Source organism: Actinoalloteichus caeruleus, assembly GCF_049311605.1.
In the GTDB taxonomy this organism is placed as follows: domain Bacteria; phylum Actinomycetota; class Actinomycetes; order Mycobacteriales; family Pseudonocardiaceae; genus Actinoalloteichus_B; species Actinoalloteichus_B caeruleus.
This window is the reverse complement of the sequence record NZ_CP186005.1, coordinates 1968529-1993995: the sequence shown is the minus strand read 5'-3', so window position 1 is coordinate 1993995 and position 25467 is coordinate 1968529. Positions and strand designations below refer to the sequence as shown.

Annotated in this window: 13 protein-coding genes and 2 CRISPR repeat arrays (1 of these 15 only partly in view); of the genes, 9 read left to right on the top strand and 4 right to left on the bottom strand. The window is 69.7% G+C overall.

Annotation, left to right across the window (positions count from 1 at the left end; all coding sequences use genetic code 11):
* Positions 1-48: a CRISPR direct-repeat array (repeat unit 28 nt; unit sequence GGAACAGCCCCGCGTGCGCGGGGAGGAC); it reaches 408 nt to the left of the window's first position.
* Positions 49-419: 371 nt separating this feature from the next.
* The 3 genes from ACOJVX_RS08920 to ACOJVX_RS08910 all read right to left on the bottom strand — a co-directional run bounded on the left by ACOJVX_RS08920 (position 420) and on the right by ACOJVX_RS08910 (position 3097).
* Positions 420-833, bottom strand: coding sequence for an ArsR/SmtB family transcription factor (locus tag ACOJVX_RS08920; protein WP_026419146.1), 414 nt, complete (start codon positions 831-833; stop codon positions 420-422).
* 475 nt (positions 834-1308) lie between these two features.
* Positions 1309-2106: an ABC transporter permease gene (locus ACOJVX_RS08915; protein ID WP_026419147.1), complete on the bottom strand. Its 798-nt coding sequence runs from the start codon at positions 2104-2106 to the stop codon at positions 1309-1311.
* The gene (locus ACOJVX_RS08910; RefSeq protein ID WP_248783823.1) at positions 2099-3097 is read right to left on the bottom strand and encodes an ABC transporter ATP-binding protein; all 999 of its coding nucleotides are present in this window, start codon (positions 3095-3097) and stop codon (positions 2099-2101) included. Before ACOJVX_RS08910 ends, ACOJVX_RS08915 begins: the two co-directional genes overlap by 8 nt.
* 81 nt (positions 3098-3178) lie before the next feature.
* Between ACOJVX_RS08910 and ACOJVX_RS08905 the strand changes: the two genes are divergently transcribed.
* The gene (locus tag ACOJVX_RS08905; RefSeq protein ID WP_026419149.1) at positions 3179-3895 is read left to right on the top strand and encodes a TetR/AcrR family transcriptional regulator; all 717 of its coding nucleotides are present in this window, start codon (positions 3179-3181) and stop codon (positions 3893-3895) included.
* A gap of 811 nt (positions 3896-4706) precedes the next feature.
* Here the strand turns inward: ACOJVX_RS08905 and ACOJVX_RS08900 are convergent.
* The gene (locus ACOJVX_RS08900; protein ID WP_418155629.1) at positions 4707-5501 is read right to left on the bottom strand and encodes a phosphotransferase; all 795 of its coding nucleotides are present in this window, start codon (positions 5499-5501) and stop codon (positions 4707-4709) included.
* A 559-nt stretch (positions 5502-6060) separates the two neighbouring features.
* Positions 6061-6618: a CRISPR direct-repeat array (repeat unit 30 nt; unit sequence GTCCTCATCGCTCCTACGAGGAGTTCCAAC).
* 555 nt (positions 6619-7173) lie between these two features.
* Here ACOJVX_RS08900 and ACOJVX_RS08895 point away from each other — a divergent pair.
* The 8 genes from ACOJVX_RS08895 (at position 7174) to ACOJVX_RS08860 (ending at position 25464) form a co-directional block, all read left to right on the top strand.
* Positions 7174-7455, top strand: coding sequence for a hypothetical protein (locus tag ACOJVX_RS08895; protein ID WP_422647407.1), 282 nt, complete (start codon positions 7174-7176; stop codon positions 7453-7455).
* A 304-nt stretch (positions 7456-7759) separates the two neighbouring features.
* Complete coding sequence (locus tag ACOJVX_RS08890; protein WP_418155630.1) at positions 7760-9709, top strand: UvrD-helicase domain-containing protein; 1950 nt, start codon at positions 7760-7762, stop codon at positions 9707-9709.
* Positions 9710-10038: 329 nt separating this feature from the next.
* The gene (locus tag ACOJVX_RS08885) at positions 10039-12405 is read left to right on the top strand and encodes an SGNH/GDSL hydrolase family protein (protein WP_156038383.1); all 2367 of its coding nucleotides are present in this window, start codon (positions 10039-10041) and stop codon (positions 12403-12405) included.
* A 201-nt stretch (positions 12406-12606) separates the two neighbouring features.
* Entirely contained in the window at positions 12607-12927 is a 321-nt protein-coding gene (locus tag ACOJVX_RS08880; protein WP_156038382.1) for a hypothetical protein, read from the top strand.
* 253 nt (positions 12928-13180) lie between these two features.
* Entirely contained in the window at positions 13181-13576 is a 396-nt protein-coding gene (locus ACOJVX_RS08875) for a hypothetical protein (RefSeq protein ID WP_418155633.1), read from the top strand.
* 1309 nt (positions 13577-14885) lie between these two features.
* Positions 14886-18176 (top strand): LamG-like jellyroll fold domain-containing protein, encoded by a 3291-nt coding sequence (locus ACOJVX_RS08870; protein ID WP_422647406.1) that lies wholly within the window; start codon positions 14886-14888, stop codon positions 18174-18176.
* Between the two features lie 50 nt (positions 18177-18226).
* Complete coding sequence (locus ACOJVX_RS08865) at positions 18227-24958, top strand: polymorphic toxin-type HINT domain-containing protein (RefSeq protein WP_422647405.1); 6732 nt, start codon at positions 18227-18229, stop codon at positions 24956-24958.
* Positions 24955-25464, top strand: coding sequence for a hypothetical protein (locus ACOJVX_RS08860; RefSeq protein WP_418155636.1), 510 nt, complete (start codon positions 24955-24957; stop codon positions 25462-25464). The genes ACOJVX_RS08865 and ACOJVX_RS08860 overlap by 4 nt, the downstream gene beginning before the upstream one ends.
* Positions 25465-25467: the final 3 nt, after the last annotated feature.

The window sequence follows — 25467 nt, the reverse complement described above, 5'->3', positions numbered from 1 at the left end:
GCGAACCGGGTTGGACCTCGGGAACAGCCCCGCGTGCGCGGGGAGGACACTTCCTGACCTGCGGTATCACGGAGCACCTGCCCCTTTTTCATTCACTTCTCTCGAAGCGTTGATCGGCACCGCACGCCTCCGGCACCCAGTATGCCGGTCATCGGCGCGCGCCGACCGCTGGTCGCCGCGTCAACTCCCAAAGGAGGACCTGGCAGCCGATCAGGTCACCACGACGTCCCGGGCGGTCCCCCTCCGCCGGCATGAAACACCCCTTCCGGGAGGCACGGCCTTGGTAGGTGTCGCCCTCAGTCGCCAGCAGGTAGGAGGTCGGGCTGGGCGCGGCAGCCTCACTCGGCGACCGAGCGGCCACGCGGCTCGTCACCACGCGGCTCGTGGTCGGGCGGCTCAACTGACCTGGTCGGCCTCCGTCACCCGCTGACGTGCGGCGACACGCCCGTTCTCGCGGAGGCCGTGGTCTCGGCCGGCGCTGGGGGCTCGGCTCCCAGGATGATTCCGACCAGGGTGTGCCCGCGTTCCGTGAGCCGGTACATCACGAGCTTCCCGTCCCGGCGGGACGACACGAGGCCGACGGACTTCAACTGCCGCAGGTGGTGGGACACCAGGTTCCTGGCGTGGCCGACGATCCAGGAGGCGTCGCAGACGCAGAGTTCGCCGCCCTCTGGGAAGGCGGCCGCGATGCGAAGCCTGGTGGGATCGCCCAGAGCACGGGCCACGGCGGCCGCGGGTTCGACCTCGTCGAGACCCGGCAGATCCGCGCGGATCGCCTCGGCGTGCGGCAGGTCCAGGCACAACAGCTCGCAGGAGTCACGGTCCTCAGCCACGAACAGAACGATACGCGTTGATATGTACGGGCCGTTCGCTGGTTTCCGCTCCACCCCGAGGCGGGACGGTGGTGGTTCTGGAGGACGCGCGGACGCATGCCGCCGCGCGTCCTCCAGTCCGGAACTGCGGCCGCGCCTTACCGCCTCAGGGGGTGCCTCGGTTCTGCCGCGCGGGCGGTACTGCGCGGCACCTCGGGGTGAATTGGGCGAGGCTCAGGCTGTGGCGGACAGGGCGACGACCAGGGACGAGGACGACACCCCCGCCCACGGGAAGGGGCGCCGCCGGCGAACCTCGCCGAGGGCCACCCGAGGAAGCCCACCCATTCGTCGGCGACGGACGGCGCTGCCCTCGTGTCCACCGCCGGCTGAGTTCCCGTCGGAGGGCGGACATCGAGAACGTCCCACGGGAGGCGAACCAGCAGCGCCCTAGTCCACGGCCTCAAGGGCGAACAGGCCCCGTGGAGGATGAGGATCGTCAGTTCCGGCGGGTCAGCGCGCGGATACCGACGGCGACTCCGAGGGCGCACCAGGCGAGGAGGACGACGAGGTCGCGCCAGCTCGCGGTGTAGGTGTCGGCGAGCAGTCCCGCACGGAGCAGGTCAGCGGCCGCCCTGAACGGAAGCACGTCGTGGACTGCCTGGAACCAGGTCGGGAGCTGACTCGCCGGGAAGGTGACCGGCGAGAAGAGCATCACGAAGAACACCAGTACCTGGGTGACGAGCTGCGTGATGAGCGGCGGCAGGGACACGGCGATCGCATAGCCGACCGCGGTGGCGGTGACCGCGGCGAGGATGGACGCGGTCAGGAGGACAGGCCAGTCGAAGGAGTAGCCGAATCCGTAACGCAGGTGCGCCACGACCACGGCGACGGCGACGCTGGGCAGGGCGACGAGGAGCCAGATCGCCAGGTCGGCCATGAGGAGCAGCGGCCGAGGCACCGGCAGCGACCGGAGGTAGGTGAACGTGCCGGTGGTGCGTGCCTGGGCCACGCTGTGGGGCACCATGACGAGCCCGATGAACATCAGGAGCACGGTGGGCGTGCCGGTGGAGAGGAACTGGGCCGACGAGGTGTCGATGTCGGGGATGACGAAGCCGAACCCGATGATGATCCCGGCCGCGAGCAGCGCCTGGACGACGATGACGAACGGGAGCATGGCGCCGGTCTGGGCCATCATCCAGCGCAACAGGTTTCCGTAGCTCAACCAGATCCCGATGCGCGGCGGTACCCCGGCGGACCTGGGTGCTGGTGGCGAGAGGGTGCTCTGCTCAGACATCAGCGGCATCTTCCGTACGTGTCGTCGTGTTCGTGTTGGCGCTCGACGTGGCGGCGAGGTAGGCGTCTTCGAGGGTGGCCGGGGCCAGGGAGTAGCCGTCGATCCGTTCGGTTCTCCGCAGTGCCGTGGCCCACGCGACGGCCGCCTCGGCGTCGACGGCGGCGAGGGTCAGGAGCACCCGGCGTCCGACTCGGACCCGCCGGTTGATCGGGATCGGTGCCTGGGCGAGGGACTCGGAGGGGTCCTCACCGTCCGGGTGGAGCGAGAGTTCGAGCTGGAGGTCGGCGTCGCTCGATCCCCGGAGTCGGCTCGGTGAACCGGCGGCGACGACCCTGCCGTGGTCGAGGATGACCAGGGCGTCGACCACCCGCTCCGCCTCGGTGACGTTGTGGGTGACGAGCAGCACGCCCGCCCCTTCGTCGCCGAGGCGGCGCACCACCTTCCACAGGCGGCGACGCCGTGCCGCGTCGACGTCGTTGGTCGGCTCGTCGAGGACGATCAGCGGCACCGGCGCGACGGCTGCCATGGCGAACGCGGTGAGGCGGCGGACACCGCCTGACAGGCCGCCGCCGTCAGGGGTCGCTGGACGGTCGAACCACTCGCCGATGTCCAGCTCGTCGGCCAGGGCGCGTGCGCCGGCTCGCGCGTCGGCGCGGGACATGCCCCTGAGCCGGCCGGCGATCTCGATCGCCATCTTCGGGGTGAGCCCGTCCAACGGCGCCTGGGCCTGGGGTTGGAGCGCCACCGCCCGGCGGGCTGTCGCCGGTTCGGCGACGGCGTCGGTGCCCGCGACCCTGATCGAGCCGTCCTCGGGTCGCAGCAGTCCGACCACCTGCGAGACCAGTGTCGTCTTGCCCGCGCCGTTGTGACCCAGCAGCCCGACCACCTCCCCGGGCCGCACCCGCAGTCCGATCCCGTCGTTCGCGACGACGGCACCGAACCGTCGGGTGAGGTTGTCCACCTCCAACACAGCACCACCCACGGCACTCACCCTTCAGATTTTGATACCAGCGGTATCTTCATACCGACGGTATCCAGATACGGTTGGTAGGTCAACCGGTAGGATGACGACATGGTCGATGCCCGCTCAGCCCCTCCGCCCCGCACTCGGCGGACGCAGGCGGAACGACGACGAGAGACCCGTGAAGCGCTCGTCATCGCGGCGCTCAACGCGTTCGCGCGCGACGGCTACCACACCGCGAGCCTGGAGGGCATCGCTGGTGAGGCCGGGTTCTCCAAGGGCGCGGTGTACTCGAACTTCAACGGCAAGTCGGACCTGTTCCTCGCCGCGATGGACTACAACCTGGAGACGCTGAACGGCGGGGGGTGGAATCCACTCCGGAAGGTCGGCGCGGCGACCACCGACGCGTCGGAACCAGGTGCCGCTGACATGGACGTCGCAGGGCTGGTGCGAGGATTCGGGCTGGCGACACTGGAGTTCATCGCCACCGCCGCCAGGGACGACGAACTCGTCAAGGCGCTCCGCGAACGCATGCGGCGGATGATCGACGCCTACGGGCGCATCGCGACCGAAGCCCGACCGGACACCGAACGCCTTCCATCCGATGACGTGGCACGGCTCATGGCCGCGCTCGACCAAGGCGTGTCCGTCCTCGCGCTCAGCGGCATCACGGAGATGGACGGGGCGCTGACGCGCGTCGGCCTGCATCGGCTCGTGAACCCGCTCGAAGCCGCCGCCGAGCCAGCTCCGGAACGGGACGGGCAGGGCGAGCCCCTCGCTGACATCCCCCGAGTGCAAAGGCTGATCGGGGACATCCTCGGGACCTGACACCCGCACGGAAGCGACAAGCTGGTCCGCCCGAACGCCTGGCTAGGCACCGAGGACCACGTCGTTCGCCGTGGTTCAGGAACCACGACCCGATGCCGCGTCCGCGCCCCCGCCCGGCCCGGTGCGGAGTTGCCCGGTCGGGCGACCGAGGCGAGCCGCACGGTCGGTGAGGGCGCGTCGCGCTGCGGGCCACGTGGCTCCTGCTCCCGCGCGGCTCACGGACGAGTCGCGCAGCGCTTCCGGCAGGGGAGGGGTACCGTTCCCGGCGAGATCCGCGAGGGAGACGTACCCACGTCGGCGCGCCAGCGTGCCGCGCGCATCCTCCCGGTCCACTGTGCGGGTAGCCGGCACCCGTGACGCGAACACGTTCGCGAGGTGTGCCCGCTCGGTGAGCGACCGGGTCGCGCGGACGGGCTTCCGGCTGGTTCCCAGCCTCGTCGACCTGGCGTTCCACCTCGCTGCCGGTGGGGAGCAGGTCGGTGCGTTCTCCGCGCGGGGATCTCGGCCAGGCCTCAGCTCGCAGCGGGGGCGCCGCGCCGCCGGCCCCGCACCTCCGCCTCGTCGGTGCGGGAGCCGACTTGCGACGTCTCGTGCCCTGGCTTCGCCCGCCCTGTTCCCCCGCTCCCCCGCTCCCCCGTGCGTCCGAGCGCGAGGGCCGCCAGGCGGTGCGGAACGCCCGACCGTCCTCGACCCTTCGACCAGCAGCCCGCTCACCGCCTCGTCACGCACCTGCCGCGCCAACACATCGGCCTGGTGACGAACAGCCGCCGCCTCCCACGGGAACCTGCGCCTCGCCACGGGCTGGGAGGCGTCAGCTGCCGAGCCGGCAGAGCACACCCGCGATGCCGGAGTCCACCAACGCGCCGTCCCCGGTGTCCAACCCGTGCAGCACCTCGTGCCACGGCCCCAGTTGGTGCCACACCAGGGCACGCTCCACCATGTCCTGCGACGGGTGGTACGCCGCCACCAGCGCCCGCGCGAAGTGCTCCGGCGTGCCGTACAACGCCCAGGCGAGATCGATCGCCGGGTCTCCCAGGTGCACGTCCCCGAAGTCGATGACACCCGTGATCACACCGTTGATCGTGAGGACGTGCTCCGGGCCGAGGTCACCGTGCACCACGTGGTCCGCGGGTAACGAGGCCACGACCGACAACAACCGCTCGGCGCGCGGGCGGTGCACCGTCGGCAACAGCGGCACTACCTCGGAGGTGAGGCGGAGCAGCAAACCGGAACGCTGTTGTCGGGTGGCCCGGCGGGTGAACAGCCCGTGCGCCACCGCCTCGACGGGGTCCACCACGTGGAGGGCGGCCAGGAAACCACCGAGGGCGGCGCCCTGCTCCGCGGTGAACTCGCTGATCGGCCGCCCAGGCACCAGCTCGTGGCGGACCACGATCGGATCGGCCTGGACGACCGTGGGTGTCGGCACGCGGATCGGCAGCCGGCCGGCCAGCCACGGCAGGAGCCGGGACTCACGGAGCAGGGCGGCGGCGACCTCCGGTCGCCTCGGCCGGCGTTCGAGCCAGCGCCCGTCGAGCAGAACGGCGGCGCTGTCCCATCCCGAGGTCAGCTCGACCCGGTTCCGGGGTGGCGCGCTGTCTGTTTCCATCCGGCCAGTACAGCAAGGAAAATCCGTGAGGCCAACGGCGGGCGGGGAGAAAACCCGCCGCCACCACGGTGCGCGGTGGGGACACCACCCGGCGCGTCCAAACCCCGGATGTCCGGTCTGTTCTCGGGGGACGCGCGCCCACGAGCCAGGTGCCCGCGCCCCCGGCGGACGAGGTATCCGCGCACTCGCGACGTCCCCACCGCCCGGCCACCATCGAAGCCGCCGTCGCGCCGCGTGGGCGGACCATTCGGAGGAGCAGGTTCTGCGCACCGGAGGTGGAGGAGCCGGCTCGGTTCGGCGTCTGGCAGGAGGCACGTGCCCGATAGCCTTGCTGGACGGCCGGAACACGGTTGGGCTCGGCGGGCGGAACGCTTCACCCCCTGCTCACCGAGCTGCGTCCCTGCCACGGAGACGCCGGGAAGTTGGAGACGGGAGCCACCACCACGTGCAGCCGAATTTCAGCGAACCCCCCGGGTCTGATGTCAAACCTCGGGTTCGCTGCGAATCGGGCGTCGTTGAAGCCGTCCAGGTGTATGCTGACCTGCGACTTTACTCTCGGGTCCTCATCGCTCCTACGAGGAGTTCCAACACTGACCACGCCGGCCACGACCACCGCCGCCTGATCGTCCTCATCGCTCCTACGAGGAGTTCCAACACGGGGCGGCTCACGGCGCCGCAGGTCAGCACTGACCCGTCCTCATCGCTCCTACGAGGAGTTCCAACGTCGGCTGCTGGGCGGGTGGGCGTACGGCGCGACGAGTCCTCATCGCTCCTACGAGGAGTTCCAACTCAATCAGGTTGACGAGCGACGTGCTTCCCCCGGGGGTCCTCATCGCTCCTACGAGGAGTTCCAACGCCTCCTCAGCCTCGCGCCGGCACCAGGGGCAACCGGGTCCTCATCGCTCCTACGAGGAGTTCCAACGCGGACACGGTGACGGTCGCGGCGTCTCCGGTGGGAGTCCTCATCGCTCCTACGAGGAGTTCCAACACGGGTCCGAAAGCGACGACTGGACCGCGATCCGGGTCCTCATCGCTCCTACGAGGAGTTCCAACGTGACGAACCGCTTCAGCGCCTCGGACATCGCCCGTCCTCATCGCTCCTACGAGGAGTTCCAACTGCGGCCCAGAGTGCGGGTTCGGCGGGTGGGACGGGTCCTCATCGCTCCTACGAGGTTCCAGCTGAGTGACAGCTTGGGATCGAGCAACGTGTTGCGGCTTCTCGCACCGTAGACACCCCGTGAGTGGCCAATCAGGCGTGGTCACCAGCCGTGGGATGCGTGATGACCGCCCCAGCTGGCTACTCATCGTTCGTATTCCCACGAGGCAGACGCTGAGCGTCAGGCGGGCAGCGCGCTGCTCGTCCAAGGCTCGATGAGCTGTTCGACGAGCAGGTGGTCTCAGAGCCTCGGCCCGGTGGTGTTGGTTTGCCGCACTAGTCCTCGGAGGCCGGCGCTACTCGGCGAGCGAAGCATGCGGTAGGCGCGGGATGGCCAGTCTCGACGAGCGAGCGACCGCATGTCCGGGCAACGCCGACGAACCCAGTCGCCCTTCGCACGGCGCTCACACCCACCCTGACTCCGCCTCCATCGAACGATTCAGTACTTCAGGTATCCGAACACGCACTGAGTGTCACAACCCAAGAGTGTGACCACGGACGGGGGAGACTCCCTTGGTGCACTGCCGAGACTGCTGCCTACGACTGTCGTTGACGAAGGGACGGACCCTTCCCCGCCACTACGACTACTCCGCCGGGTTCATCTCCTGGGCCCGCGAGCGGGAATGCGACGGCTCGGGGACGACACAATTCGTCCACGACCGCGACCTCGCCAGGTGCCGGCGCCCTCGGAGCGGCCACCGCTGCCCGAAGTGCGGACGGGGACGCATCACGCTCAACAAGAACGGCAAGTACCCGGTGCACACCGCGCCGGACGGCAGCAGGTGCGACGGGCCCTGACGCCCCTTTCTCCGCTCACCACCTGACCGGCGCCGCCAGCCCGCCGGTGTCAGAGCAGCGTCCCGTCTCAGCGGGCGGCACCCGATTGGGGGCGGAGTACGGCGGAAGCGCATCGTGACCGCCGCCGTTGGTCACCCGGGGACAACAAAGGCCTGGTGCTCGCTCCCGATCCTCACGAAGATTGGGCCAACCGGGTAATTCCCCACCGCCGACTGGGTTACGGACTTCTCGGGGCGGGTGCGCCGGCAATAACGTCGAGGGAGTGAGGAGTGAATAGCCGCGCACGATTTGTTGGGGGGCTCGTGTGATCAGCGCTCGGGAACGGCGGCACCAACGGCTGTGGAAAGTCCTGGCGGAACACCACGCGACGCTGAGCCAGTTACCGCGATGGGGGCAGCAGGCGCTCGGTGAGCTCCTGCACCGCTATTCCTCGGGCGTTCGACTCCTCGTGCCCTCCCCCTCCGGTGGGGCGCTGCCCATTCGCACCGACCGGGATCTGGACGCCTACGTCGTGGGCCCGTTCGGGGTGGCCGCGCTCCTATCGGTCGACCGCCGCCCGGACGACGACCAGATCCGCCGGCTGCACCGCGGCGCGGAACGGTTGCTCGGGGCGATCCCACTGGATTTCGGACGCCGGATCGCCTCCGTCCGGATGATCGTCGTCCGCCCCGACCACCTCACCGACCTGCGGACCAACGGGCGATACCTGGTGCGCACCGCCGCTGACGTGCCAACGCTGGTGGCCGACCGCGACTACCAGGTCCTCAGCGGCGCCTCGGCGGTCGACCTGGCCGGCCGGATCGCGGCCGCCCTGCCCGACCACGTCCTCGTCGACCTCCCCGAGACCGCGCCGCGGCCGGAGGAGGGAAGCCTGTTCGGGGCGGCGGGCCTGCGGGAGTCCTCGCTGCGGCGGGCGGTGAACGGCCCCTTCGCCGAGTGGTTGACCTACCTGGACGAAACCCAGCTGCGGCTGGTGCACCGCCAGTACAACGGTCCGGCCCGGATCAGCGGCCCCGCCGGCACCGGGAAGACCGTCGTCGCCCTGCACCGGCTGCGGCGGATCGCCCGCGAGACCACCGGCCCCCTGCTGCTGACCACGCTCGTCACCACCCTGCTGCGCACCCACGCCACCAGCTTCCGCCGGTTGGCACCGGAGGTCGCCGACCGGGTTCGGGTGGAGAACCTGCACCTGTGGGCGCGCCAGTTCCTCGAGGAACGGGGACGCCACGTGCGCAACGATCACGACAAGGTGAGCACGTGCTTCTTCCTCGCCTGGTCGAAGGTGAACCGCCAGACCGACCTGCCGAGGGTGAACGCCAACCCCCAGTACTGGCGGGAGGAGATCGACCACGTCATCAAGGGCCGGGGCATCAACGATCTCGCCGAGTACCAGCGGGCGAACCGGCGGGGGCGGGGCATCGCGGGCGGGGGGCTCGACGCCAGCCGCCGCGAGCAGGTGTGGCAGCTGCACCAGGCGTACCAGCGCAACCTCGCCGAGCGCGGTCTCACCGACCACAACGACGTGCTCGTCCTGGCCACCGAGGAGGTCCGGGAGCGCCCGCTGGCCAAGCCCTTCGCCGCCGTCGTCGTCGACGAGGTCCAGGACCTGCCCCAGGTGGGTCTGCGGCTCCTCCACACCCTCGTCGGGGACCGCCCGGACGGTCTGCTCCTCGTCGGCGACGGTCAACAGCAGGTGTACCCGGGTGGGTGGCGGCTGATCGACGCCGGCATCCACGTGCAGGGGCGCGGCGAGACGCTGCGGGTGAACTACCGCAACACCCGGGCCGTGCTGTCCGCCGCGCAGGACGTTCCCGCGCCGAACCAGCTCGACGAGGAGGACGGGGCTCCTGGGGCGACCCTGCGGGACGTCACCGCCACCCTCGCCGGCGGGACCGTGCACCGCTGGTCGGGGCCGGCCGAGGAGTTGGAGCAGGCACTGGTCACCGAGGCGAAGGTGGTCAGCGAGGCGCACGAGGAGACGGCGGTCCTGCTGGGCAGCAACGACGACGTCAGCCAGGCCATCCGGTGGTTGAGGCAGGCTGGTGTGCTGGCGATGCCGCTGAAGGACTACGACGGCACCCAGTCCGGGGTGAAGGTGGGCACGGTGCACCGGGCCAAGGGCATGGAGTTCGGGGCCGTCCTGGTCGTCCTGCGCGGCACCGAGGACGACCAGGACGCCTCCCTGATGGACCGGCGGTTGCTCGTCGCGATCACCCGGGCCCGGGACCACGCGTGGTTGGCGACCGTGCGATGACCGCCCCGGCCGCCCCGGTTGGCCGACCGCGCCCCCGTGGTTGGGGCAGCCAGCGCGGTCACGACGTGTCCACCGTGTCGACGCGAACGGTTCACTGGGCCGAGTGAGTGAATGGTTTTCCGGTTCCGCTGCCCGCGACCAGGAATGGCGTCCGCTCGTCCCGACCACCGGAACGACAACGCTCGCGGCCTTTACCCGGGGGTTCCGCCGGGCGTCGGAATTTCCCGGGAAAGGCGTGGCCCGCGACCCGCCGAATGCGGGAGTATGGAAAGGGTAGCCTCGTTCGTACAGGCGACACGGTGTCCGTTTCTATGAGGAAGGACGGTCACATGCCTGAATCCGGTGTGGTGACGTTGGTCGGCCGCTGGCTGGCCTCGAATGGTTGGTCTCCCGCGCAGGGACGGTTGTTGATCACACCGCTGCGCCGGGTTGTGGAGAACGGGAAAACGGCCCTGGTACCCGACGACACGTTCTCGGTGGAACTGGTGAACGGGAGGATCCCGCACCGCGTGACGTGTCCCGTCGACCTCGACGACGCCGTGGAGACCCTCTTGCACGTCGAGGAACACGTGCTGGGCATGCGCGTGCGCACCAAGGTGGTGCGTGTGGAGGGTCCGGTGGTGGACCTGCCGCGCGCGGTCCCGGTGTCACTGTCCGTTGAGGACCGTGCCGTGGTCAGGGCGGCCACATCAGGAGCTCCGGTGTCCGAGGCGGGCTCGCCGGTGGCGGCGATGGCCGCGGCCGGGGCCGGCGGGGGCGAGGCGCCGCCACGGCCCGAGGCTCCCCTCCGCCCGGTGGCGCCCGCGCACCGGGGGACCATCGGCCTGGGAACCGCCGGGGCGTCCCTGCTGACCGGGTTCGCCGGCCAGCTCGGTGGCGCGTCCTCCCCGCCGGGCACGAGCGAGGTCCGGCCGGCCCGGGCGACGGTCCCGGGTCTGTGGCAGTGGGGACGCGCCTGGTCGCAGACCGGGCTGCGGAAGGTGCGGGTGGTCGCGGTCGGCTCCAGCAGCACCCAGGGGGTGGGGGCCAGCCACATCGAACGGTCCTTCGTCTCCCGGCTCGGGCAGATCCTCGGCGAACCCGGGCGGCACTACCCGGCAGCCGACGGCGGGTGGCTGTCCTCCGGGGTGCCGCTGATCGTCGACGCCGACCTGGGTTTCCGGTCCCGTCGGCTGCTCGGTGGTGAGTGGATCGAACGGGACCTCCCCTCGGGCACCACCCTGCTCACCGTGTTCCACGGCCAGGGGTCGAACAACGGGTCCTTCGAGGTCTCCGTCGACGGCGGTGCCCCGGTCAGCGTCATCCCCGACCGGTCGGGGCAGGCCGACCGGGCCGACGGCGAGTGGACCAGTCCGCCGTTGCCGCCCGGCACGCGGACGGTGCGGATCACCGCCCGGGAGGCGGTGACGATCAGCGGCGTCTACGCGCACACCGACAGCGCCGGCACCGGCATCCAGGTGTTCATCGCCGGCAAGGGCGGCACCCAGTCCGGCAACTACCTGCCCTCCCGGATCATGGGTTCGCACTGCGACCGGGTGGCCCGGTTGGACCCCGACCTCATCGTCATCCAGCTCGGCGCGAACGACTACGCGGCCGGGGTGGCCCCGGAGGTGTACGCGGAGCGGATGCGCCAGCAGCTGAACCTTTACCGCACGGTGTGTTCCCGCCGCCCGTCGATCCTGCTGTTGCACACCTTCCGCCGTTTCGACGTCACCACCCCGGCCCACCGCTGGGAGGACTACGCGCGGGCGGCGCACCAGCTGGCGAAGGAACTCGACGACGTCGCCGTCATCGACGTGTCCGCCCACTTCCCCGTCACCCAGGACGTGGACGACGCCGACATGGACCTCGTGCACGTCGACCGCATCCACCTCTCCGACGCCGGCCACGGCCTCACCGCGCGGTTGATCGCCGACCAGCTGCGGCTGCCACTGGTCCCCCGCTCCGCGCCACCCACCCCGGACCACCCGGTGGGCCGGGACCCGGCGGCGAACCGGGGAGTGGTGGTGGCGTTGCGCGCGTCCGAGCTCGACGGCGGACCGGGCGACCGGATCGCCGAGTTCACCCCCCACCAGGGCACGGAACCGGGGCCGCGCCAGGAACGGGAGGACGCCCGCCCGGAACTCCGGGTGGAGGCCGGCCGGTGGTTCCTGCGGTTCGACCGCGTCGACGGCCCGCGTTGGATGCAGTCGCCGGCCTGGTCCCGCGCCCACACGCCCCCGGTGACGGTGTTCCTGGTGGCCCGGCCCCGCGACGTGCACGGCACCTGGGTGTCCGGGCACTCCGGCTCCTACCTGGCATGGTTCACGGCAGGGAACCCGTTGTGCCACATGATGTGCGGGGCGGGCGGCCTGTCGGCGCCCGACGCGGCCACCGTGTGGACGGGAGTGGGCCGGTGGAACGTGTTCGCCGCCGTGTTCGACGGTGAACGGTCCCGGCACCTGACCTATGGTCACGAGGTGACCCGGATCGTCACCGGAACCGGGCCCGCGGCGAGTCTGCCGGGGCTGACGTTGGCGACGAACGCGGCCACCACCGGGGTGTACGCGGACATCGACATCGCCGACCTCGTCGTCGTCGACCGGGCGTTCACCGACACCGAACTCCAGGGCGGCGCGGACTGGTTGGCCCGGCACTACCGGTTGGACCAGGCGGGACGGACCAGTGTGACCGCCGGCCCGCTGTCCGCCGGCTGACCGGGCGGCCGGGCGGCCGGAGGTGGTGTTCCGGGTCGGCGGTGCGACGGCGTCGTCGTCGAGCACGACCTCGGCGACAGGCGGCCGCCGGGGGGCGGCCGGGAGGAGCGCACCCCGCCGGCTTCGGCGGGCTGGTCGCCCGCGCCCCCGGTTTCCCCGTTCCGCAAGGGTGTGACGCCCGTGCCCGGTACCGTCCGCGTCGTGACAGCCACCGCAGCACTCTGGGTGCGCACCGACCACGGTCTCGTGCGGGCCGATGCGTTCACCTACGTGCGCGTCGCGGGCGGGAAGCTCGTCGTCTCCAACGGGGTTCCAGTGGGGGTCGAGGGCACGTTCCGGGGGATGGGCAAGGTCAGCGCGGACCTGTACGCGCTGTGCGAGGTCGGCGAGGACGATGCCGAGGACATCGCCGAGCAGTTCGTGCGGTTCCTCAGCCGCCACCAGGCCGCCGGGCGGGCCGGGTTGATCTCCGCCGACGGGGACGGCGCCTTCCACCTCGACGGCTTCGACACCGCCGGCTGAGAGCCGGGGTGGGGCGCGGTGGGCTCCGCGCCCCAGACCACACGGGGGCGTGGCGACATCTCCACATGGGCGACCGCGCGGAGACCGACAGTGCCCTCGTCGGTGGCTGGCCCCTGCCCAGCTCCGGCGCGTGGCCCGGCGATGTGCGACCGGGCATGGCGGGCAGGCCAGGCGGGGCTTGCCGGGAAGGGCAGGTCGGGTAGGGGCCCGGTGTGGGACCTGCCCGGACGTTCGAGGACGGAGGAGAGGTCACGTGTCAGAACTGGCCGAGTTCGACGACCTCGCCCAGCTCCGGGTGCTGCTCCGCGCGGCGATGGTGCTCAAGTTCGACATCCCCGAGGCCTCGGCGGGTCCGCTGGCTGGCAGCCCGGTGTTCGCCTCGGCGGTGCACCGCCTGCGGGACGCGCTCGTGGCCGCGCTGGAGTCAACGGGGTCGTCGGCTGCCGCCCGGACGGAGGCGGGCTGGTACCGGCTCGCCGAGCACCCGCACCAGTGGGAACTCCTCGCCCGGCGGGCGAGCAACCACCCCCGCTGGGCCGAACTGGACGGGAAGGCACGGCGGGACTGGGTGGAGACCCTAGCCGCGCCGCTCGTCGTGAACGAGGAGAGCCTGACCGCCATCATCACCCGGGCCGACGGGGAACGGTGAGCGAGGTCGTTCGTCCGCCGGGTGTCTCCGTTGTCCGGAGTGGTCGGGCGTGTGACTCCTGCCGGGGGGCGGAACGCCGGCCCGAGGCATCAGGGCCGCGACGGCGCCCCGCCCGGCTCTCCCGGCTGACGGCGGGCTCGTCGTCTGCGACGCGATGAGGCTCAGCCGGCCCGCAGGCTCCTGACCCCAGCCGGGTAGCTCGCGGGGTACCGCCAGAACAGCCCGTCGCTTCCGCCCGAGTGACCTATCGCCAGCTCCTGCTCGCTGCGCACCGGGAGAGCGTCCCAACGCCATCGACGGCCCGGGGCTCAGCCCCCGCCCACCTCTGCCTCAGCACACAGGCGCCGGAGCCTCGGCTCCGCCAGCAATTCCCGAATCCTCCTGTTCCACTCCACGCCACCCCTGCTCTCCCCCTGTATCGGCGACAGGACTTTCCCGCAGCGCGCCGAACGAGCAACCACTTCGGACACTCGGGGATGAGATAGACATTTCCGACTGCCTTGAGAAAAAACGGAGGCACATCCGCCACGTCGTTGAACCGCAGGAATCGGAGAGCCCGATATCGCACCTGTCCGGTCGGTTCGAGCAGCGTCGGAATCCCGGGCTGGGAGACGGCACGGTGACGGCCACACCGGGCAACCCCGTCCTCGACCGAGGTGCGGCACGTCTGGTGGCGCAGCAGCGCGGGGTGCGCACCGAGCAGCCGCGCCACAGCCCGGATGGGCGCCACCCGCCACGCCCATCGGGCGGAACGGCAGGACGATCTCCGTACCAGCAGGTCAAAGCCGTCGGATCGGGGCAACACGCCCACGCAGGAGTCGAGCCCGAGCCGCGCGTCGACCCTGCCCAGGGAAGACGGCGAAGGAGGCTGGCGCGTGTCGGCACCCCGTTTCCTTCTCAGCAGCCGGCCTCGGTCGCCGAAGGGCGTTACCCCTGCATGCCTGCCGCCGCATCCCCATGCCGTTCGACGCAACAGCGCCCCCACCGGGCGCGTCTTCCAGTCGCCGGCACAGCTCCCGGGAAATGGCGAACCGGCCAGGACAGCACGAACCCCACGCCTCGACAATGATTTGCCATCCCGACAGCTGAACGGTCGGAAAATAACCCATTCTCCGATCAGCCAAAAAAGGGCCTATTCATCCTCCACCCCGCGACATTCGTTACGCGACTCCCAAAAACAACCCCTCTTTGATCATGAAGCTTACACTCCGTACCCGAACGGTGCCGCACCGCTCTAGGTTCACGTCGTTTTGACCGGACCCGGAATCACAGAGGTGTCACCAGGTGGGAGCAGAGACGGGGGCGGGCCGTGACGGCACTCGCCCTGTGCGCGGCCACAGCGCTGGGAACGACGGTCGCCACGGGCCACGCGGCCGCGGAGACCAACAATGGAGAGGCGGCAGCGGCGCCACACGTGGAACGGGCGGCGGTGGCCGAAGCCGCCCGCACCGGAGAACGGGCGGAGATCGAGGCGTACCGCACGGAGACGGCGCAGGTCTTCGCCGCCCCCGACGGCACCCTGACACTCGAGCAGTACACCCGGCCGGTGCGGGTGCTGGGTGACCAGGGCTGGCAGCCGGTGGACACCACGCTCCACCGCGACCAGGACGGCAGGGTGCGCACACTGCGCACGCCCACCGACATCGCCTTCGGCAACGGCCACGGGGAACCGATGGCCACCCTCGCCTACGACGACCACCGGTTGGCGCTGGACTGGCCGGACGAACTACCGGAACCGGAGCTGTCCGACGACACCGCCACCTACCGGGACGTGCTGCCCGGGGTGGACCTGGAACTGCGGGCGGACATCGAGGGCTTCTCCCAGGTCCTGGTGGTCACCACGCCGGAGGCCGCGCGGAACCCCGCCCTGGACCGCCTGTCGTACACCCTCGACGTCGGCGACGCCGAGGTGCGCACCGATCCCGAGTCCGGGGTGACCACCGTCGTCGACGACGGGGAGGAGATCTTCGCCGCCGGCACTCCGTTCATGTGGGACTCCGCCCCGCTCGAGGACACGGCCGGCACCCTCGACGCAGGGGACGGGGACGCACCCGTCAGGTCCGGACGTGAGGTCGCGATGCCCGTCGAGGCCGGCCCTGGCGAACTGGCGGTGCTGCCACGCCGGGACATCCTGGACGACCCCGAGACCGTGTACCCGGTCTACCTCGACCCGGGCTTCGCCGGCTCCACCCTGGCCTGGACGCACGTGAACCGGGCCAACCCGGCGCAGTCCTACTGGAACTACGACCGGGACGAGGGCGCGAAGGTCGGGTACGAGTCCCGCACCGGCACCACCTACCGCTCCTACTTCCGGATGCGCACCGAACCCGTGCGGGGCAAGCAGATCCTCTCCGCCACCTTGCGCATCTGGTCCCGCCACTCCTGGTCGTGCGCGCCGAGAGCGACCGAGCTGTGGCAGACCGGTGACATCAGCGCCGCGACGACCTGGAACAACCGGCCCGCGCGGATCCGCCACCTGCACACGTCCACCGACACCAAGGGCTGGGGGCCGAACTGCCCGGCCGGCGACGTGGAGTTCGACGCCACCGCGGCCGTCCGGCAGTCCGCCGCCGAGAACCGGTCAACCGTCACCCTCGGGCTCCAGGCCTCCAACGAGTCCGACACCTACGCGTGGAAGCGGTTCCGCCCCAACCCCGTGCTGGTCGTGGACTACAACTCCTACCCCAACCAGCCATCGCAGCCATCGATGCAGGGCGGTGTGGTGGCCTGCGCCGTCGGCGCCAACCGGCCGTGGATACCCACGACGACGCCCCGCCTGCGGGCTCGGGTGTCCGACCCCGACGGCGGGCTGCTGACCGCGCACTTCGAGTGGGGGCCGGTCGGACAGGCGGCGACCGGTACCCGCAGCGTGTCCCGAATCCCCTCGGGGTCATTCGCGGAGATCACGGTGCCCTCGGGGGCGCTGCGGGACGGCGAGGCCTACTTCTGGCGGGTGCGGGCCCACGACGGCCGCGTTTACTCGCCGTTCTCCCAGTACTGCGGCATGGCCATCGACACCACCGCGCCACACCAGTCGCCGGCGGTGTCCTCGACCGTGTACCCACCGGACCAGTGGAGCGGCGGCATCGGCCGCACCGGAGAGTTCACCTTCGACGCCAACGGCGTGGACGACGTCATCCGCTACCTGTACTCCACCGAACACGACAACCCGACGACCCCGGTGGAGGCCGACCGCATCGGCGGGCCGGCCACCATCCTGGTCACCCCGACCAGCGAGGGTCCGCTCACGCTGTGGGTCCGCTCCCAGGACCAGGCCGGCAACCTCTCCCCCATCACCCGGTACACGTACCTGGTCTCCGGTGGTAGCCCGCCGGTGAGCCGCTGGAAGTTCAACGAGTTCGACGGTGCCACCACCCCGGACTCCAGCGGCAACGGGCACACCGCCTCCGTGGTGGGCGGCGTCCGGTGGGACGGCGGCCACGACTACACCGCGCCCCACTTCGACGGATCGACGGGCCACCTCACCACGGACACCGCCGGCATCCGCACCGACGACAGCTTCGCGGTGTCCGCCTGGGTGCACCTGGCCGACAAGGGACGCTTCCGCACCGCCGTCAGCCAGGACGCGACCCAGGCCTCCGGCTACTACCTCCAGTACTCCCGGGACGACGACCGCTGGGCCTTCGCCCTGCCCAGAGCCGACGGGTCCAGCTCCGGCACGGCGCGAGCGCTGTCCCGCGAGCCAGCCGAGACCGACGGCTACTGGACCCACCTCTCCGGCGTCTACGACGCCGCCGAGCAGCGGATCACCCTCTACGTCAACGGTGTCGAGCAGAACACCGCTTCGGTGAGCTCCCCGTGGAACGCCGCGGGTCCGGTGCGCATCGGCGCCGCCCAGTGGAACGGGCAGGTGTCCGACTTCTGGTCAGGGGCGATCGACGAAGTCCAGGTCTTCGACCGCGCCCTCACCGGTGACGAGGTGGCCCGCATCTTCAACGAGTCCCACCTGAAGGGGCGATGGGGCCTGGACGAGGGCACCGGCGGCACCGCCCAGGACAGCTCGGTGTGGAACCGCCCCGGCACCGTCCGGGGTGGTGCGACCTGGCGGGACGACGCCTACCTGGGCCGCCCGGTGCTGGACCTCGACGGCCACACCGGCCACGTCGACGGGCTTCCCGTCGTCGCCACCTCGCAGAGCTTCTCCATCACCGCCTGGGTCCGCACGGAGGAACTTGGGGCGTCCGCGCAGACCGCGGTGAGCATGGGCAGCTGGTACGTCAGCGGCTCCCTCCTCCAGTACCGGCCGTCGAGCGGGAAGTGGGCGTTCATGCTGCCCTGGACCCGCGAACTCGGCGGCATGGACATGGCGGAGAGCGCCAGAGCAGCTCGTGCCGGCGAATGGACGCATCTCGTCGGCGTCTACGACTCCGCAGACGGAGAGATCCGCCTCTACGTCGACGGCCAACTCGCCGGCCACGACGACCGGGTGTCCTCGTGGAACGCCGAGGGCGGCATCCAGATCGGACGCGCCACCTACACCGAGGCCGACACCGACTACTGGCACGGCTCGCTGAGCGACGTCCGCGTCTACTCCGGCGTCCTGACCGAACCCCAGATCGGGGACCTCGCTCACCCCTGACAGCGGCCGCCAGAGCTGAAAACCCATATCCCACGGGGAGGTAACAACGCATGCCCGACAGTCCGACGCCCCCGGACCCACTCTTACCCGAGCACAGACGCCGGCCCCTCCGCCAGGCCATCACGCTCACCCTGATCACCTCGCTGATCAGCGGGACCCTGGTCGTCACCCCGGCCGTCGCCCAGCCGATCGAGGTGGATCTCCCCGAACTCCAGACGGAACCATCGGTACCCGGATCAACACACCAGCCCGAGCCACTGCCGCCCAATGCCGAAGGCGAGAACGCGGCTCCGCGGGCGGACTGGCCAGAACCGGCACGTGTGGAGGTCGAACTCGACCAGGCAGTGTCACCCCGCTCCGCCACCGCCAACTTCGTGCCGGTGCCCGGCCTACCGGTCCGGGTCGGGCCCCCGGCAATCGAGGAGGACGCCGAGGGCGACTCCCGTGCCCTGGCGGCGGAGCTGCCGGCCCCGGCCTCGGTGTCCGTGGAGATCCTCGACCAGGACACCACGACCAGCGCCGGGGTCCACGGCCTGCTGCTGCAAGTGGACACCGACGAAGCGGGGACGCGGCAGGCCCGCGCCCAGGAAGATGACGGCGGGAACGCCGCGATCAGTCTGGAGGTCGACTACTCGGCCTTCCGGGACGGCTACGGCGGCGACTGGTCCCGCCGCCTGCGGCTGGTGCGCCTGCCCGACTGCGCGGTGGAACCAGCGACCGGCCAGGACTGCGGAACCGGCGACCCGGTCGAGGCCGACAACGACACCGAGGCGGGCACCCTGACGGCCCCGGCGGTCGCCGCACCGGGTCTCTACGCGGTGACCGCCGACGTGGCGGGTGACAGCGGCGACTACTCGGCCACCGAGCTCTCCCCGTCCGCGTCCTGGACCGCCGGCGGGTCGGCGGGCAACTTCACCTGGTCGTACCCGTTCCGGATGCCCCCCAGCCCCGGTGGGGCGCCCCCCGCACTGGCGCTGGGCTACTCCTCCGGCTCCGTCGACGGACGGGTCGCCTCCACCAACAACCAGACCTCCTGGGTCGGCGAGGGCTGGGACCTCTGGTCCGGGTACATCGAACGTCGGTACGTGCCGTGCCTGGAGGACCTCGCCCCGGGCCAGCCCCGCACCGGCGACCAGTGCTGGGACGGCGACAACGCCACGCTGGTGCTCAACGGCAGCTCCTCCGAACTGTTCCTGGACTCCGGCGGAACCTGGCGGATGGTCGACGACGACGGGTCACGGATCGCCCGCCTGACCGGCGCATCCAACGGCGACAACAACGGCGAGTGGTGGCGGGTGACCAGCACCGACGGCACCCAGTACGTGTTCGGCCGCAACCGCCACCCCGGATGGACGTCCGGGAAGCCGGAGACCAACTCCGCGTGGAACGTGCCCGTCTACGGCAACCAGGCCGGCGAACCCTGCCACGGTTCCACCTTCGCCACCTCGTGGTGCTACCAGACCTGGCGGTGGAACCTCGACCACGTCGTCGACCCCAACGGCAACGTCATCACGTACTACTACCAGAAGGAACTCAACCACTACGGTCGCGCGGCCGATCCGTCCCAGGGCACCGTGTACGCGAGGTCCGGGTGGTTGGAGCGCATCGAGTACGGCCACCGGTTGAACGACGAGTACGCGCCGGCCCCCGCCCGGGTCCTGTTCGGCGTGTCGGAGCGGTGCCTACCCACCGACACCTTCGCCTGCAACCCCAGCCAGCTGACCACCGCCAACGCCCACCGCTGGCCGGACACCCCCTACGACAACAACTGCGCGGCCGGTCAGACCTGCACCGAACTGATCACGCCGACCTTCTGGACGCGGAAACGCCTGACGTCGGTCACCACCCAGATCCTGTCCGGATCGACACACACCGACGTGGACCGCTGGACCCTGACCCACGGTTTCCCCGCCTCCGGTGACGGCACCAGCCCCGCGCTGTGGCTGGACACCATCAAGCACGAGGGCCGCGTGGGCGGCACCGCCGACATCCCCGTCATCGACTTCGACGGGGTGCAGCTGGTCAACCGGGTCGACGCCCTGGAGGGCTACGCGCCGATGTACAAGCGGCGCATCCAGACCGTGAAGAACGAGACCGGAGGCGTCCTCCAGGTCGACTACTCCACGCAGGACTGCCGACGGACGGACCGCCTCCCCACCCCACACACGAACGCGTGGCGCTGCTACCCCGTGTTCTGGGCGCCACCCGGGCAACAGGTCGTGCAGGACTGGTTCCACAAGTACGTCGTCACCGACGTGGTCGAGGACGACCGCACCGGCGGCTCCGAACCGGTGAAGACCAACTACGAGTACGTGGGTCCCGCCGCCTGGGGCTACAACGACGACCGGTTCACCCCTGAGGACCGCCGGAGCTGGTCGCAGTGGCGCGGCTACGAACGCGTACGGGTCACCGAAGGCGACGACAGCGGAACCCAGAGCCAAACCGAACAGGTGTTCCTGCGGGGCATGGACGGGGACCGCAGAACACCGACCGGAGGCACCCGGGACGTCGTCGTCACCGACTCCGAAGGCGGAACCACCCGCGACCACGAACGCCTGGCCGGATTCCTGCTCGAGGAACTGACCTACGACAAGCCCGGCGGCACGGTCCAGGCCAAGACCATCAACCAACCGTGGTTGCACGGGCCCACCGGAACCAGCGGCACCACCCGGGGCTACCTGACCGACATCCAACGCGTCCGCGGCTACACCCGCACCGACGACGGATGGCAGACCACCGAGGTCCGCCGGACCTTCAACGACCGCGGTCTGCTCACCCAGGTCAACGACCTCGGCGACACCAGCACCACCGGTGACGAACGCTGCATCCGCACCACCTACGCCCCCAACGAGGCGCGCTGGATGCTGAGCTACGCCAGCCGCATCGAGACCCTCGGGGTGTCCTGCGACGTCACCCCCAGCTTCCCGGAGGACCTGAACTCCGAGGTCCGCAGCTACTACGACGGAGCGACCGACCACGGCACGCCCCCCACACGCGGCAACGTGTCGCGGGTGGAGGAGGTGTCCGACTGGGACGGCTCAACCCGCGTCCACACGACAGTCCAGCGCACCGAGGTCGACACCTACGGACGGGCGGTCAAGTCGACCGACGCGGCGGGCAACACCAGCACCACGGCCTACACCCCGGCCACCGGCGGCCCCGTCACCGAGGTGGCGATCACCGACGCGCTCGGCCACACCACCACAAGCGAACTGCACCCCGCCTGGGGCGAACCGCTCGCCGAGGTCGACCCGAACGGCCTGCGCACCGACCTGGAGTACGACCCGTTGGGCCGGCTCACCAAGGTGTGGCTCCCGGGAAACCTGAAGTCCGACGACTTGCCGAACAGCGAGTTCAGCTATCTGGTCCGCACCAGCGGCCCGGTGGTGGTGACGACGAAGGCACTCCAGCCCGACGATGACTACCGCACCAGCTACGAGCTGTACGACGGGCTGCTGCGCCCCCGCCAGACCCAGCTACCCAGCCCGGTTGGCGGCCGCGTCATCACCGACATCCGCTACGACTCCCGTGGGCTGGCGGCCACCACCAACGAGACCTACTACAACGAGGACCCACCAGCCACCGACCTCCTGCTGGTCGACGACAACGTCGTCCCAGCCCAGACACGCACGGTCCACGACGGGCTCGGGCGTCCCACCGAGGAGATCTTCCGCAAGCTCGGCGTCGAGCAGTGGCGCACCAGCTACGGCTACGGCGGGGACTGGACGAGCATCACCCCACCGGAGGGGGGAACGGCGACCCGGGTGACGAACGACGCCCGGGGCAACCTGATCGAGCGGCACCAGTACCACGGCGCCGAGCCGACCGGCGACCACGACACCACCACCTACTCGTACACCCCTCGAGGTGAACTGGCATCGGTCGTCGACCCGGCCGGCAACACCTGGACGTACGAGTACGACCAGCGTGGACGGACCATCCGGACCGAGGACCCGGACCGGGGCGTGACCACCAACGAGTACGACACGCTGGGTCAACTCGTCCGGACGACCGACTCCCGAGGTGAAAGCCTCGCCTACACCTACGACGCGCTCGGCCGTCGAACCGGGCTGTACGCAGACACCACCGAGGGCACCCAGCTGGCGGCCTGGACCTACGACACCCTGTTGAAGGGCTTCCCCACCGCCTCCACTCGGTACGTGGACGGCAACGCCTACAGCATCTCCGTCACGCGGTACAACAGGGCCGGACGGCCTCAGGGCACCCGGGTGTCCATCCCCACGTCCGAAGGCGAGCTGGCAGGCAACTACAACTACTCCACCCTCTACACCACGACCGGCCAGATCTTCAGCCAACAGCTACCAGCTACCAGCGATCTCACTCGGGAGACCATTCACCGCGACTACAACAGTCTCGGCCTCCCGGAGAAGACCAGGGGTGTGCTCGCCGGCACCACGAGCGTCGAGTACGTCAGCGACACCAACTACTCGGCCTTCGGAGAGGCACTCCGCCTGCAACTCGGCTCGGCGGGCACCAGGTCATGGCTGACCCACTACTACGAAGAGGGGACGCGCCGGCTCGACCGCATCGTCTCGCACCGGCAGATGGAACCCTCCCTGATCTCCGATCTGCACTACAGCTACGACCCGGCCGGCAACATCACCTCGATCGTGGACCGCCCAGCCGAGACCGCGCCCGACCAGACGCCGGTCGAGACCCAGTGCTTCGCCTACGACCACCTCCGGCGGATGACCGACGCCTGGACACCCGGCGGCGACTGCGACGACGAGCGGTCGACAGCGGCTCTCGGCGGCCCGCAGCCGTACTGGACGTCCTACGAGTACGACGTCGTCGGGAACCGCACGAAGGAAACCCAACACTCCGCCGACGGTGACACGGTTCGGACCTTCACCTACCCCGAAGCGGGCGAGTCCCAGCCGCACACCCTCCTCTCGGTGCACTCCGAAGGTCCCGGTGGGGAGTCCATCGACGAGTTCGCCTACGACTCCACCGGAAACACCACCAGCCGCACCGTCTCCGGCACCACCCAGGCCCTGGAGTGGACCGAGGAAGGTCGCCTGGACACCGTCACCGGACCCGACGGGGAGGACACCTCCTACATCTACACCGCGGACGGTGCCCGTCTGCTCCGCAAGGAACCGGACGGTACGGCCACGCTCTACCTCCCGCAGCAGGAACTGCGGCTGGAGGACGGCGGAGTCACCACCACCCGCTACTACGACCACGACGGCCAGGTCGTGGCGGTGCGCAGCGGGGAGGACCTCTCCTTCCTCCTCGGCGACCACCAGGGCACATCGCTGACCGCCGTGTCGGCCAGCACCATGGAGGTCACTCGGCGGCGGATGTCGCCGTTCGGGGACCAGCGGGGTGACCTCGACGGGGACCACTGGCCAGGGGAGAAGGGTTTCGTCGGGGGCACGATCGACGAATCCACCGGCCTGACCAGTCTCGGTGCGCGGGAGTACGACCCCCACATCGGACGCTTCATCTCGGTCGACCCGATCATCGACCACGACGACCCGCAACAGCTGCACGGGTACGCCTACGCCAACAACTCCCCCGTCACCTTCAGCGACCCTGACGGACTGCTGTATGTCGGCTGGTGGCTGGTGCCTGGCGTAGGGGCCGGCTGGACGGCGATCATCGCAAGTCGGATCGCATCTCAGATGCGCAGTTCAGCGGGCTCCCACAAGCAGAACCAGAACACTGGTTCACAGCGCAAGCAAACGACTCGAGTCTCGAGAACCTACAACGGGCATACCGCTCAACAGATCTCGGCGGCGCAGGCCACTTTAGCCGATACTCGCTCCGTCATCGACGTCGTCCTCGACGCAGGAGGAAAGGTCCTGTCCGAGGTCCTCGGCCTGGACGACATCAAGAACTGCTTCACCACAGCCGACATCGTGGCCTGCGGCTGGGTCCTGATCAGCGCGGTGCCCTGGACGAAGCTCGGCAAGATCCCCGACCTCCTCCGCGGCATCAACCGCGCCGTCGACCGCGTCCGGACCTGGCGACGCGAACGCGACGAGGCCACCGCGGTCCTGCGCAGCGCGGGCTGCCGGGTCAACAGCTTCGTCCCCGGCACCCTCGTCCTCCTCGCCGACGGCACCCGCACACCCATCGAGGACATCCAACTCGGGGACGAAGTCCTCGCCTCCGATCCGGACACCGGGGAGGTCGGGCCCCAACGGGTCGTGGCCACCATCACCAGCGAGGGACCCAAGACCCTCGTCGACGTCAGCCACACCCCCAGCCCCGACCAGCTCCCGGGCACCGTCACCGCCACCGACGAACACCCCTTCTGGGTCGACGACCACGGCCGCTGGACCCACGCCACCGACCTCACCCGAGGAGACACCCTCCTCACCCCCACCGGCGACCACACCACCATCACCCACGCCCACACCTACCCCCACCACCACCGCGTCCACAACCTCACCATCAACGCCATCCACACGTACTATGTACTGGCGGGCGACACTCCGGTGCTTGTCCATAATGACGTCTGCCCCATCGATGCTGTGTCGGGTCCTGCCGGCGAGACACTACCTCTACCAAAAGGGGCACCTGGCAGACCTGCTAACTCAGGCAGGGGATGGATCTACGATGTTCCAGCGAACACGGAGGGACTTAGCAACCGAGTGACACAGGTTCGAGTAATGAACCCCAGGACAGATGGACCGCACCAGTACCCAAATGGGTATGTGGTTTATTACAACAGCTCAGGTCAAGCCGTTCATCCGACGACCGGTCGAACACTAGGCAAATCTGACCCGTATAGGCACATACCAATATCATGACAACAATCACATCCCTTATTCACGCCAGACCTAACCCAAATGACTCTATTGCACTGTCCGAGCTTGACCCACTTCGGAAAGTCGATGCGCTGCAGGAGGCACAATTACTGGATTCCAAGGTCTGCCACGTAACGAGCACCGCCGCCCTACTCCTTGAAATGCGTACAGCCCTCGAGATCGATACGGGCAATTTTGCCCTCCTTGTAGTTCGACGCACGGAAACATTGACATGGACCATGGATCAAATCCTCGATCCATTCATGGCAGTCACAATAATCTCAAGCCTTCCACATTCCTCAAACAACAGCTTCGGCCTGCACCTAGGCTTTATACCCGACGGTCACCTAACACTAGTGGGCGAGCGCGCAGACTTTTACCTACTAGACGTCGAGGAGATTTCTGAAACGATTCCAGATTACACTGAAGTAGATATACAGGAGCTATCCAGCGCTCTACCTTCTTGGTCATCTAAGTGCAACCTACTAGGAGCTTCCTACCTGGGATAATAA

Bases quoted from the DNA above. Each gene is read 5' to 3' on its own strand.
- ACOJVX_RS08865 (WP_422647405.1), top strand. From the start codon at position 18,227: ATGCCCGACAGTCCGACGCCCCCGGACCCACTCTTACCCGAGCACAGA.
- ACOJVX_RS08885 (WP_156038383.1), top strand. From the start codon at position 10,039: ATGCCTGAATCCGGTGTGGTGACGTTGGTCGGCCGCTGGCTGGCCTCG.
- ACOJVX_RS08905 (WP_026419149.1), top strand. From the start codon at position 3,179: ATGGTCGATGCCCGCTCAGCCCCTCCGCCCCGCACTCGGCGGACGCAG.
- ACOJVX_RS08900 (WP_418155629.1), bottom strand. From the start codon at position 5,501: ATGGAAACAGACAGCGCGCCACCCCGGAACCGGGTCGAGCTGACCTCG.
- ACOJVX_RS08860 (WP_418155636.1), top strand. From the start codon at position 24,955: ATGACAACAATCACATCCCTTATTCACGCCAGACCTAACCCAAATGAC.
- ACOJVX_RS08915 (WP_026419147.1), bottom strand. From the start codon at position 2,106: ATGTCTGAGCAGAGCACCCTCTCGCCACCAGCACCCAGGTCCGCCGGG.